The organism is Promicromonospora sp. NPDC110617 (genome assembly GCF_055598465.1).
This window is the reverse complement of the sequence record NZ_JBVKBM010000001.1, coordinates 1,536,755-1,549,383: the sequence shown is the minus strand read 5'-3', so window position 1 is coordinate 1,549,383 and position 12,629 is coordinate 1,536,755. Positions and strand designations below refer to the sequence as shown.

At 70.3% G+C, this 12,629-nt stretch carries 8 protein-coding genes; 3 read left to right on the top strand and 5 right to left on the bottom strand.

What is annotated here, in order from left to right:
- The first annotated feature begins 4 nt into the window (after positions 1-4).
- From wecB to ACZ7LE_RS06755, 3 genes are read left to right on the top strand one after another with little or no spacing between them, the layout of a single operon-like run.
- Positions 5-1,180: a non-hydrolyzing UDP-N-acetylglucosamine 2-epimerase gene (wecB, locus tag ACZ7LE_RS06765; protein ID WP_470403286.1), complete on the top strand. Its 1,176-nt coding sequence runs from the start codon at positions 5-7 to the stop codon at positions 1,178-1,180.
- Positions 1,177-2,805: a DUF6270 domain-containing protein gene (locus ACZ7LE_RS06760; RefSeq protein WP_470402536.1), complete on the top strand. Its 1,629-nt coding sequence runs from the start codon at positions 1,177-1,179 to the stop codon at positions 2,803-2,805. The genes wecB and ACZ7LE_RS06760 overlap by 4 nt, the downstream gene beginning before the upstream one ends.
- Positions 2,806-2,830: 25 nt before the next feature.
- Positions 2,831-4,936 (top strand): hypothetical protein, encoded by a 2,106-nt coding sequence (locus ACZ7LE_RS06755; RefSeq protein WP_470402535.1) that lies wholly within the window; start codon positions 2,831-2,833, stop codon positions 4,934-4,936.
- Between the two features lie 45 nt (positions 4,937-4,981).
- Here the strand turns inward: ACZ7LE_RS06755 and ACZ7LE_RS06750 are convergent, their stop codons facing one another.
- The 5 genes from ACZ7LE_RS06750 to ACZ7LE_RS06730 form a co-directional block, all read right to left on the bottom strand.
- Positions 4,982-7,171, bottom strand: coding sequence for a glycosyltransferase (locus ACZ7LE_RS06750; protein WP_470402534.1), 2,190 nt, complete (start codon positions 7,169-7,171; stop codon positions 4,982-4,984).
- Positions 7,161-7,871: a hypothetical protein gene (locus ACZ7LE_RS06745; protein WP_470402533.1), complete on the bottom strand. Its 711-nt coding sequence runs from the start codon at positions 7,869-7,871 to the stop codon at positions 7,161-7,163. The genes ACZ7LE_RS06750 and ACZ7LE_RS06745 overlap by 11 nt, the downstream gene beginning before the upstream one ends.
- A gap of 5 nt (positions 7,872-7,876) precedes the next feature.
- Complete coding sequence (gene wecC, locus ACZ7LE_RS06740; protein ID WP_470402532.1) at positions 7,877-9,127, bottom strand: UDP-N-acetyl-D-mannosamine dehydrogenase; 1,251 nt, start codon at positions 9,125-9,127, stop codon at positions 7,877-7,879.
- 22 nt (positions 9,128-9,149) lie between these two features.
- Entirely contained in the window at positions 9,150-11,102 is a 1,953-nt protein-coding gene (locus ACZ7LE_RS06735; RefSeq protein ID WP_470402531.1) for a glycosyltransferase family protein, read from the bottom strand.
- A gap of 213 nt (positions 11,103-11,315) precedes the next feature.
- A complete protein-coding gene (locus ACZ7LE_RS06730; protein ID WP_470402530.1) occupies positions 11,316-12,281 on the bottom strand; it encodes an LCP family protein in 966 nt (321 codons plus the stop codon).
- Positions 12,282-12,629 lie beyond the last annotated feature (348 nt).

Here is a 12,629-nt window from a genome sequence, read left to right as displayed (position 1 = left end):
CATCATGACGGTCTACGGCACGCGGCCGGAGGCGATCAAGGTCGCCCCTGTGATCAAGGCGCTCGAAGCCAGCGAGGAGTTCGAGTCGGTCACGGTCGTGACCGGGCAGCACCGCGAGATGCTGGACCAGGTCAACGAGATCTTCGGCATCGTGCCGGACCACGACCTCGACATCATGAGCCACGGTCAGACGCTCGCCCAGATCTTCGCGCGCGTCATGGAGCGGCTCGACCCGATCCTCGCCGAGCTGAAGCCGGACGCCGTGGTCGTCCAGGGTGACACGTCCACGTCGACCGCCGCGGCCCTCGCGGCGTTCTACCGGCAGATCCCCGTGGTGCACCTGGAGGCGGGCCTGCGCAGCGGCGACATCATGTCGCCGTTCCCCGAGGAGGCGAACCGGAAGATCACGTCCCAGATCGCCACCCTGCACCTCGCGCCGACCCTGCGCAGCCTGGCCAACCTCGTGGCGGAGGGCGTCCGGCTCGAGGACATCGCCGTGACCGGCAACACCGTCATCGACGCCCTGTACATGGCGGTGGAGCGTCGTACGGCCTTCACCGACCCGGCGGTCGAGCGGGTGGCGGCGTCGGACCGTCGGATCGTCCTGGTGACCACGCACCGCCGGGAGAACTGGGGCGACGCGATGGCGGGCGTCGGCCGCGCCCTGGCGCGCATCGCCCGGAGGTTCCCCGACGTCGAGGTGGTGCTGCCGGTGCACCGCAACCCCGTGGTCCGCGAGGCCGTGCTGCCCCACCTCGACGGGCTCGCGAACGTCACGGTGACCGAACCGCTCGCGTACGGCGAGTTCACGCACCTGCTGTCGCTGTCCACGCTGGTGCTCACCGACTCGGGCGGGCTCCAGGAGGAGGCGCCGAGCCTCGGCAAGCCGGTGCTCGTCATGCGCGACAACACGGAGCGTCCCGAGGCGGTCGAGGCCGGTACCGCGCGGCTCATCGGCACCGACGAGGACCGGATCGTCGCCGAGGCGGCCCGGCTCCTGACGAGTGAGACCGCCTACGCCGCCATGGCCCAGGCCGTGAACCCGTACGGCGACGGCCAGAGCGCCGCGCGCACCCTCGAAGCCACAGCCCGCATGCTCACGCCCGTGCTCCCCGACCTGCTGCCCGACTTCGACCTGAGCGGGGAGCTGACCACAGCGAGCGCAGAGGGCGGGGCATGAGCGCCACCAGGGTCTTCATCTTCGGCTCGTGCGTGTCGCGGGACACGTTCGAGCACCTCGACCCCGAACAGTTCGAGCTGGTCCAGTACGTTGCCCGGCAGTCGGTCCTGAGCGCGACCACGCGCCCGGTCGAGCTGATGGCGCCGCCCACGATGGCGTCGCGGTTTCAGCAGCGGATGATCGAGGGCGACTACCGGTCCAGCCTGCGCCCGCTGCTGAAGCAGTTCGCGAACGAGACCGACGTGCTCCTCGTCGACCTGACCGACGAGCGGCTCGGGGTCTATCTGCTTCCCGACGGCACGGTCGTGACGCGGTCCGTCGAGCTGATCGAGTCGGGCGCGGAGCAGTCGCTCCCGCCCGGAACCCACTACGTGCAGTTCGGCACGCAGCAGCACTTCGAGTACTGGTCCGGGGCAGTCCGTGCCCTGGGGGACGCTATTCGCCAGACGATGCCGCACGCCTCCGTAGCCGTCCTGAACGTGCCGTGGGCGGAGTGGTCCGAGTCCGGCACGCAGACGCCCGACTCGTTCGGGGTCACGGCCGCCCAGGCGAATCCCGTGTTCGCCTCCTACGTCGAGGTGGCCGAGCAGGCGCTCGGTGCGCACGTGATCTCGCTCGATCCGGCCGACGTCATGTCCGGCTCCCACCACCCGTGGGGCGACGCACCGTTCCACTACGCGGAGCACGTCTATCTCGACATCGTCCGGCGCCTGACGGGCACCGAGGGACGCGTCGTCTGGGACGCGCCTTCCGCGCCTGTGTCGGCGCCGCAGCCGGTGGCCGCCACGCCCAGCCGGAGTGGCGTGCAGCCGCGAGGGCCGCTGCAGGGCGGCCCGAACCTCGTGCTCGCGGGGACGCAGCGCGGCGGCGTCGAGTGGCTCAAGAAGCGGCTGGCCCACCTGCCCGACTTCTTCGTGGCGCCCGACTCTGCATCGAACTTCTTGAACCGACCCGAGCGATACCAGGATCCGGCCAAGGTCACCGAGTACCTGAGCGCGTTCGAGGCCGCGGGCGGTGCTCGGTGGCGGACCGAGGTCTCGCCCAACTACTTCTGGCGCAGCGACGGCAGCCCGTTCTCCTCGGGTACCACCGCCCACGACGCCGCGGCTGCGTTCGCAGAGCTCGCTCCGCCGGACGCCCGGGTGCTGCTCTCCCTGCGCAACCCTGTCGAACGAGCGGTCTCCGCCTACTGGATCCACTTCTCCGTCGCGAAGTTCGACCTGCCGTCGAGCATCCTCACGATCCCACCGGGGCTCGGTACGCTCGACCTGGGGTTCTACCGCCGTCACTACGCCCATTGGGCAGGCGCGATCGACCCCGACCGGATCTCGGTGGTCCTGTACGACGACCTCGTGGACGACCCTGCGCGATACCTCAAGCAGGTGCTGATGCTCCTCGGCTCACGTTCCGGCGTCGATCAGGTTCCCGCGGCCGAGCTGGTTCCGCCCAGCGACCATGCGCCCTGGCTCAAGCCCTTCAAGAAGCGGCACCCCGTATCGCGGCAGGAGATCGCCGCACTGGTCACTCTCTTCGAGCCGGACATCCGGTTCGTCGAGGAGATCATGCAGCGCGACCTGCCGGGATGGCGCGACATCGACACGATGGTCGAGACCCTGTCCAGGTGACTGGCACCGACCGACAAGGAGCCCTGTGAACCTGCACACCCGTCATGAGGTCTTCGTCGTCGACGGCATCGGGAACGGCGAGCTGGGGGCGTCCGAGGCCCGCATCAGTGGAATGCGGGCCGCCGGGCTCTCCGGATGGATCACCGCCCCCGAGCACGTCGGCCCCACCGATGCGTTCGAGGGCACGGACGATCTGCAGCTGACCCAGGCGTTCCGCCTGGCCGGCGAATGGGTCGGTCGCTTCGTCTCGGCCGACGGCTCCACGGCAATCGCCACGGACTACTTCGGGTACGCGCAGCTCTTCTACACGCTGGTGCCGGACGCGAACCGTCGGGGCCGACGCACGCTCTTGGCCTCTCGATCCCTGCGTGGTGTCCTCTCCGCGCTCCGGCAGATGGGCGGGCGGACTGCTCTTCGCACCGACATCCTCTTTCCGAGCGTCGCTTCCCACAACAACCTCTTCGCCACGCGCTGGTCGTCCGAAACACTCGCCGACGGTGTACACGTGCTCCCGTACGGTGCCTACCTGGTGATGAACCGCCACGGCTTCGCCGTCGCCCGGCGCCCCGAGCCGACCGGCGCGGTGCCCGACATCAGTGCGGCGACGGAGTGGTCCATCGACGTCCTGGAACGTGCGGTGGGAGGTCCGTACCCGGTCCAGCTCAGCCTCTCGGGAGGCAAGGACTCCCGTGCGGTGCTGGCTCTGCTGCTCGCCGGCGACCTGCACAAGAAGGTCGCCGTGCACACGAGCAAGCCGACGGGGACGCTCAGCGCGGCGTCGCGGGAGATCCTTGAGCGCGACGCCGCGGTGTCCGCGCGCCTTGTCGCGCGCTACGGCATGACATGGCAGGACCGGGGTGAGCTGGAGGAGGTCGTCGTGGGCCGCGACGCCTACTTCGACTACTGGCAGGACCTTCGGGCGGGCCTGAACTTCGAGTACAAGGGCTATCAGTCGGTCATCACGTCTCCGCCGACCGTGGAGATCACCGGCCTGGGCGGTGAGCTGTACCGCAGCTACATCGGGTCGCCGTACCGGACGAACTACCCGGGCTGGTGGGCGAACGCCGGCAAGTCCTCATCCTCGGTCCGCGGTGACCTCGCCACGCTCTTCTCCGCGGTGTGCAACGCCGACATCGTGGACCCCGAGCTCTACGAAGCGGCGAGAGGTTCCTTCGTCGAGGCACTCGACCTGGGGCGCGACGGCGACGTCCTGGCGCAGATCGACTACTCCTACCTGGAGTACCGCAACCGTGCCCACGGGTCGATCGTGGCGTTCCGCAGCGTGCAGGGCCAGTTCCCGGCGCACCCCCTCGCCTCACCCGACCTGTACGAATTCGGCGTCGACTACCCCGCCGACGCGGCGAAGGACGGCCGGCTCCTCTTCGACCTCATCGAGGCGCACGCACCGGAGCTGAACGCCCTCGAGTTCGCCTCGCCCCCGTGGCCTGCGGCCTTCCAGCCGTCACAGACGTTCGACTGGGCGGCCGTCGACGCAACGTCAGCGACGGATCAGCTGCTGGGTTCGGCCGCACCGCGCAGGGCCGTGCCCGCGGACGGGCCGAGCGCCGACACCCTGGCGGAGCGTGTCTTCGACACCGCCGGTGTGCTGGAGGCGTGCGGCGTCGAGCCCGGCCTGCTCCGGCGCGCGGCCCGGCTCGCCCAGCGTTCGCAACGCCTGCGCTGGATCGTTCTGAGCGCCCTGGAGTCGGCCCGGGACGTGGTCGCAGGCACGGCAGTGCCGGTCGAGCTCCTCCGGACATCCGTCGACCCACAGCGCGAGAGGACACAGCCGCAAGCTGACGCGACGGTGTTCGCCCGAGAATGGGCCGCGAGCGACCTCTCGCAAGTCTCCGTGTCCGTCGCCCTGGACCCGGCGGAGGCCTCGACGGTGTTCGTCGAGGTCTCCGACATGCCGGACGACTGCCAGGCTGCCTGCTACCTCTACGTCGACGGGGAGCGAGTCGCGATCCAGTGGTACCAGGTGGAGGGGCGGTTCACCTTCGCTGACGTCGCCGCCGGCAATCGCGTGTGGGCGCAGGTGTTTCTCCGCTGGGACTCCATGCACGAGGCGCACCGCGTCGTCGACACGGTGCTCACGACGACCGCAGCCGGCGCGACGCCGCTCGGGTGAGCCCGGTCCGGGGCGAGCGGGTCACCGCCCGCTCGCCCCGGAGGGCTATCGGGCCACGTGCTTGGCCACGATCTCCTCGAGCACACGGCACGCCGCGCTCGAGTCACCGACCGGGCTGGTGTGGTCGGTCGGCAGCTGCGAGAGCGGCGAGCCAGGTTCGACGAGCGCCCAGACCGGGGTGCCCGAACCCTTGTAGTCCGAGTACTTCGAGGGCAGGAAGGGGTTCACCGCGAACTGCCCTGCGGTCTCGGCGTCCTTGACCACCAGCGTGTCGAAACGGGTCGCGGCGTTCAAGAACTCCATGTAGTCGAGGTACCCGCTGGTACGGACGTACTGCTCCAGACCGAAGGACCGCACGACCTTCTCGAACTCCTGCGGCTTGTTCGTGAACACATGGAGCCGGAGTGCCGCTCTGGCCTGTGCCCGGAGATTGACCATCGCGACGAGAATCTCGTCGAGGGTGCGGTTCCCGTAGAAGCTGCCGAAGTAGCCGACGTTGACGAGGCCCGGGTCGAGCTCGTAGGTGGTGGTCCTGGCGCGATACGCACCGGGGGTCGGAGCGGGGTGCGGCCGGACCACGGCCTTGAGCGCCGCTGTCTGACCGAGCCGCTCTCCGGGCAGCCCCAGCATGTAGTCCCGCTGGTTCTCGTTCGTGAAGATGATCTCGTCCGCAAGAAGGTAGGTCACGTGCTCGACGAGCTCGAACAGGGTGAGCCCGTCCAGGGAGGCGTCGAACCCGCGTGCCCGCAGCGCGCGACAGAGCTCGGCCGTGACCTCGTTCTCGACGAGCCGCCCGGGCCTCCGCGACGCGTCCACCCCTCGTCCGAGCGGATCCGAGAACTCCGCCGTCCAGGACACCTCAGGGTGACGGAGCTTGAAGAGCGCGCTGGCCACATGGCTGCCCACCCACAGTGCCCTGCTGTACAGGGTGCGATACCGCTTCTTCGCATGCAGCTCCTCGGCGGCCCGGACCGCGCTCCGCGCGAAGTCCGAGATGAGGGCCCAGTCGTTGAAGGAGGGTCGCCCGGGGACGATGACCTGCTCGTCGATCAGCGGGGCCGCGAGCGCCCCGACGGCATCGTCCCGCTTCCGAATTCCCGACATGTCTGCGCTGATCACGTCGACGATACGCCCACGCTCGGCGATGACCTTGCCCGCGATGACACCGGCGGAGTCGAGGAAGGGTGCGAAGCAGTAGGAGATCGCGAGGTCACGGGCCTGGCCGGCGTTGACGACGTGCCACGGGAAGGCGCCCACGTCGGCGGCGCCGGCAGCTGCCCGCACCTGGTCCCGGTGCTCGGCGTTGGCGCCGAGATACTGCGTGATGAATCCGCCCTGCGCCTGGACGAGGGCGGTGATCGCGCCCTTGGCCTCCGGGAGCGCCGGCACGTCGGAGAGCCGTCCCATCACCGCGAGCCGCTGGTTCACGGCGAAGTCGAAGTCCTGCACCTGGCGTGAGACGGAGTCGTCGCGCAGGACCCGCACGTAAGCACTCGGGCCGGACTGGTCGACCGACACCGCGGTGAGGTCGCGGGCCAGCAGGTGCGCCATGTAGACGACGTCCTCGCCGGAACGCAGCGTGGACTCGTAGCGGATCTCGCGTGCCACCGCGGTGGGGATGAGCTTGCAGGCGTTGAACCCGAGCAGCCACGGCACCGTACGGACGGGGACACCGTCCGCACGATCGGCCAGGCTCCGGATCCGGAGGGCGAGCGTCGACTCGGTTCGTGGCATCCCTTCGGGGCCGACGTCCCGGATCGGTGCGACCACGATCCGGTCCTCCGCCGCTTGCGCGAGCAGCGAGCTGAGATACGCCACCTCCACGCGGTCGTCGTCGTCCACGAAGGTCGTGTACGCCATGGTGGCCGCCGCGAGCCCGAGGTTGCGGGCGGCTCCCGCGTTCGCCACGGGGCAGCTGAGGACACGGAGGCTGACCGGTGTGGTCCGGGCGATCTCGGCGACGACGTCCGCGGTCCCGTCCGCGGGCCCGTTGAGCACGACGACGACCTCGAACCGACTGGGGTCGAGGTCCTGGACGACGAGGCTCTCCAGGGACGTGCGGATCCGATCCCGGCCGAGGTAGGTCGGCATGATGACGGAGATGCCGTGCGTGGCCCTCTCGGACGTGGCGGCCAGGAAGGACCGCTGCTGCTCGAGCCGGCCGATCACCGCGTCCCGGAACGACGGGTCCGTGAGGATCCGGCTGCCGAACTCGGTCGTGTTGTCAGTTGTCACGCTGTCGCCCCTTGTTCCGGAACTGCCACCATGCGAGCGTCAGCCGCCCCAGCTTCGAGCCCGACAGGGCGTCGTAGCGCCGGGTGAGCACCTCGATGCGACGATCGCGAGCCGTCACGGCTCCGCGCAGCGCCGCGTCCGAGACCTGCTCCACCGGGACGGGGACGACTGGTGTGGTCCGGACGCCTTCCACCGCGCGGATCAGCTGGACGAGGCCGGTCACGGCTTCTGCGTTTCCGTGCGCCAGCTCCATCGCCCGTGCCCGTTCGTCGAGCCAGCTCTCGAGCATCCGGCCGAGGGGTACCGATGTCACGCCGGCCGTCTCGACCGTGAGGTGGACCAACGGCCCGTCGAGAGTGACGGCGCTCACGGCCAGACCGTTCGCGGGACTGGCTTCGAGGCACTGCCGCCACGCTCCGCCGAGGACGGGCGTGACCAGGCCGAGTGCCGAGCCGGGAGCGGGCCGGGCCCGGAGGAGCTCACGGACATCGGTCTCCCCCGCTGTCACCAGCACCAGCGGGCGGTCGCTCGTCGCAGCCGGGAGCTCGTCGACGACCTCGACGTTCGTCCCGACGAACCGCAGCCCGACGGCCTCGATGTCCTGGGGCCGCGCGAGGACGATCGCGTCGTCGACCCGGATGGTGCCGACCGAGACGATGACATCGGCGCTGACGGCTCCTGCCGTGGCCGTGATGCTCACGCCGGTCAGGCCCACACGCCGCGCGTGTCGACCAGCGGCGTCGTGCCCAGCCCCAGCGCCTCCGTGTCCGCGTGCTTGAACGCGGAGTGGTCCACGAGCAGCACCACCACGTCGGCCTTCGGCACGGCGTCCTCCAGCGTGGTGAGCAGCACGTTGCGCCGGTTGGCGAGCTCCTTGGGCAGCTCCTCGATGTGCGGCTCGACGACCAGCACGTCCGACCCGGCGAACTCGTCGGCGAGCCGGCCGGCGATCCGGCGGGCGGGCGACTCGCGCAGGTCGTCGATGTCGGGCTTGAACGCCAGCCCGAGCACGGCGATGGTCGGTTCGGTCACGTCCTGCGCGGCGGCGCGCACCTTGTCGAGGACCCACTCCGGCTTCGCGTCGTTGACCTCGCGCGCCGCGCGGATCAGGCGTGCCTCCTCGGGTGCGGCGTCGACGATGAACCACGGGTCCACCGCGATGCAGTGCCCGCCCACGCCGGGACCGGGCTGGAGGATGTTGACCCGCGGGTGGTGGTTGGCGAGCCGGATGAGCTCCCAGACGTCGACGTCGAGCCGGTCGGCGATCACCGAGAGCTCGTTGGCGAAGGCGATGTTCACGTCGCGGAACGAGTTCTCCACGAGCTTGGCGAGCTCGGCGGTGACCGCGTCGGTCAGCAGGATCTCGCCCTGGCAGAAGACCCGGTACAGGTCGCGGGCGCGCTGCGCCGCCTCCGGCGTCAGGCCGCCGACGATCCGGTCGTTCGTGACGAGCTCGACCATGACGCGGCCCGGCAGCACGCGCTCCGGGCAGTGCGCCACGTGGATCACCGGCCGTGAACCGGAGCCGTCGAGGCTGAGGTCCGGGCGCGCGTCGAGGATCCACTGCGCCATCTGGGCCGTGGCCCCGGGCGGCGAGGTCGACTCCAGCACCACGAGCTCACCGCCGCGGAGCTTGGGCGCGAGCGCCTCCGCCGCGGCCCTGATGTAGGTGAGGTCGGGCTCGTGGTCGCCGGTGAACGGCGTGGGCACGGCCACGACGAACGCGTCGGCCTCCTCCGGTGTGGACACCGCCCGGAGCCGCTCACCGGTCACCGCCGCCGAGACGTACCCGGCCAGGTCGGGTTCGACGAACGGCACCTGCCCGCGGTTCACGGCGTCCACCGTCGCCTGGTTGACGTCCACGCCGATGACGCCGACACCGTTGGCAGCCAGGATCGCGGCCGTCGGCAGTCCGATGTAACCGAGGCCGATCACGGCGACGGTGCTGATACCCATTTGATTTCTCTCTTTCGTACGTTCAGAACATGACGTGCGTCGCCGCGCGCCCGTAGTGCTGGAGCTCGCCGCTCGCGAGCAGCTCGGCCTCCGTCACGGACCACGAGTGCCCGCCCGGGGCCGATCGCACCTGGATGAAGTTGAACCGGTCGGCCGAGTAGACGGTCCCGCCCGCCTCGACGACGTCGGCAAGAAAAGCCGTGTCCTCACCGCGCTCCAGCGCCCGGAACCGCACCGTGGAAGCGGTCTCACGCGCGGCGACGATCGTCGGCCCCATGACGCGGTCGGTGTACCGGTGCTCCCGCTCCGCGAACCGCAGGATCGTCGCGTCGGCGCCCTGGAGGTACATGTAGTGCGCCTGCTTGCCCACCACGGCCGCGCCCGAGTACGCGAGCGCGTACAGCTGGTCGGACAGGTACTGCGGCCCGTACAGGTCGTCGTCGTCGATCTTGGCCACGACGTCGCCGTCGGCCGCGTCCAGCAGCAGGTTCAGGCACGTGCCCAGGGGCACGTCCGCCGTCGCCGACAGCAGCTCCAACGAGCCGACGCCGGCCTCCTTGGCGCGGGCGCGCAGGTCGGCGTCGTCCGCCTCGAAGCCGTGCGTGAGCAGCGCGACCTGCAGGTCCACGCCCTCCTGGGCGCCCAGGACACCCAGGACGTGGTCGAGCTGGTGCGGGCGGTTCGTGGAGACCAGAGCGGTCACGGTCGGCCGCGCGACGACGGACGAGGTCGCCAGGCCCACGTCGGCCAGCACCTTCTGCGACCGGGCGGCGTACGTGTGCTCGCGCCAGATGCGGCGCTGGCCCTTGTGCACCGCACGGTCGCGCAGCTCGGGCGAGCGCACGAGCGCTCGGATCGCGTGCGCGCCGGCCTCGCGGGTCCCGGCGACGAAGACCTCGTCGGCCGGGAAGTACTCCCCCACGGCCGCGCTCGGCGTCGAGACGACGGGCGTGCCGGAGGCAGTGATCTCGAAGATCCGCCGTGCGCACATCGACGGCGAGCCCACCACCGAGTTCACGTTGAGGAACACCTTGTACTCGCGGTAGGCCGTCAGCATCCGGTCGTAGTCGAGCGAGCCGACGACGCGCCCGTCCAGCGGCGCAGGGAACTGGTACTTCTCGTCCTCGCCGCGGAACCGGCTGAAGATCTCCAGGCCGTGCTCCATCCGCGGCGACACGTCCAGGGCCGCCCCGAGCAGCAGGTCCATCTGCTCGCGTCGCTCCGGGTACTTGTGCGCGAAGTACATGCCGGCGAACGCGACGTCCCGCTCCGGGCCGCGGCCGTGCAGCCGCACCGGGTTGTGGACGGCGGGCTGCGCCGCGAACTCCAGCACACCCACCCGGTCGTGGCCCAGGGCCTCGACGTAGGCGGGCACGCGGTCGACGTCGGTGGTGTAGACCCGGTCGAACAGGCGGGCGGCGTCGAGGAAGTCCGCGAAGTGGACCGGGTCCTCCTTGTTCCAGAACACCGTCGGCACGCCCGCCGCACGGCAGGCAGCGACGAGCTCGACGAAGGCCGGACGCGGGGCCGACGTTCCGGTCAGGTGGTACTGCCACGCGCCGGCGTTGCCGTTCCACGCGGATTCCACGAAGAGCAGGTCCAGGCCGCTCGCCAGCTCGTCGCGCCAGGTCGTGGGGGTCAGCGCCACCTGGTCCCACTCGGGCGCGAACGCGAGGCGGGAGAAGTCGTCGAGGATGACGCCGACCCGCAGGTCGCGCGGCCCGCCGACCGGGTGACGCCCCGCCGCAGCGCCGTCGGCCGCGGCAGTGCTCGCCGCCAGGCCCGACGTCGGACGGGCCGGCCACGGGTCGAACGTGAGGCCGTCCTTCGTCAGGCGCGAGCCACCGACCTGCCCGGCCAGCGGCACCCGCTGCCTGCGCAGATGCGTCCGAAGCTGGCCGACGCCGCCGTGGCGCAGGTGCCAGAGCGCACGACGGAGCTTACGCACCGCGCCGCCCGGCGCACGATCCTTCACGGCAAGAATGTCCTTGTCTGCCCGAGGGCATTCAGCGATCAGGGCACCCCGCCAGGCGCGAAAAAGAAGGTGCCGGAGGTCCAGGATGCGCCATTGGTGAACTGATGCTACAAGCGACCCATGTCCCCCTCATTGCGATAGGGGGTGAAAGGGGCAGAGATTCACCCGGGCAATATTTCGGTCGGTCAACTTTCCGCGGCGCGGTGGCCGCGCCTACTCCACGACCGTGGGCAGCGTGTCGATCCCACCGGGCGACTCCGCCAGATAGATCGGCAGCTCGTCGCGCGCCACGGCCGCCATGAGCGGGTCGAGCGCATCCCGGTCGAGCAGCACGATCGACTGCCCGTCGTCGCTGCGGCCGGTACCCGAGTAGGGCGCGGTCAGGAAGGTGATGTCGCTGGTCGAGAGGTCCTTGGCGCTGACGGCCAGCTCCAGCATCCGGTCGATCGTGAGGTCCGGGTCGACGGCCACGGCCCGGACCGCCGCCTCCAGGAACTTGGACATCTTCAGCAGGTCGCTCTTGTTGTCGGTGGCCTTCGAGGCGATCGCCCGCATCCAGGCCTGCTGCCGCTGCACGCGGCCGAAGTCGCCGTTCGCCAGCGCGTACCGCTCGCGCGTGAACTCCAGCGCTTCCTGGCCGGTCATCGCCTGCTCCACCGAGCCGCCCGCACCGTCGGGCACCGTGATCTCCACGCCGCCGAGGGTGTCGGTGAGCGTCGTGAAGGACTCGAAGTCGCTCACCGCGAAGTGGTCGATGCGCACCCCGGTCAGGGCCTCGACCGTCTGGACCATCAGGCCCGGGCCGCCGTAGGAGAAGGCCCCGTTGATCTTCCCCTCGCCGAAGCCAGGGATGTCCACCCAGGAGTCCCGCGGGATCGAGATCACCGCGGCCGACTTGCGGTCCCCCGACAGGTGCAGGAGCAGGATCGCGTCGGTGCGCTGCGCGCCGAGCTCCCAGGCGGAGGGGTCGCCGGCGGAGATCCGGCTGTCGGAGCCGAGCGCCAGGATGTTGACGGGCGCGGCGGTGCCCTCCACGGGCGCCGGCTCGGGGCGGGCGGCCTCGTCGATGTCGGCGAACGGGTCCTCGATGCGCTCGATCTTCTCGTCGAGCGAGATCTTGTAGCCGTAGTACGCCATCGCGCCGCTGGCGCAGACGAGCACCAGGGCGCCGACGATCACCAGCGCGACGAATCCCTTGCCCCGGCGACGACGTCGCGCAGGAGCACCCTCGGGTTCGGCGGGACGTGGCGCGGTAAGGAGGTCGCCGACTCCATCAGGTCCATGCATACCCATCTGAGTACCGCTCGGAGGACCTGCGCCGCATCACCCTGCGAAAGAGATCACCCGTGGTTCACCCTGCCCCTGACCTGCACGATGACGGCCCGTGTGCGAGGAAAGCATTTCATCCGGGTGAATTCTCCACGGGTATTTCCTGATGAGAGAAAGACGGCGGAGGAAGAGCAGGAGAACACCCTCCGACCACCCGCTTCCGCCCTTCGGTGACCGGCCGTCGCGTGGGAAGATCCG

Excerpts from the sequence above, each read along its gene's own strand:
- wecC (WP_470402532.1), bottom strand. The coding sequence starts at position 9,127 with ATGGGTATCAGCACCGTCGCCGTGATCGGCCTCGGTTACATCGGACTG.
- ACZ7LE_RS06760 (WP_470402536.1), top strand. The coding sequence starts at position 1,177 with ATGAGCGCCACCAGGGTCTTCATCTTCGGCTCGTGCGTGTCGCGGGAC.
- wecB (WP_470403286.1), top strand. The coding sequence starts at position 5 with ATGACGGTCTACGGCACGCGGCCGGAGGCGATCAAGGTCGCCCCTGTG.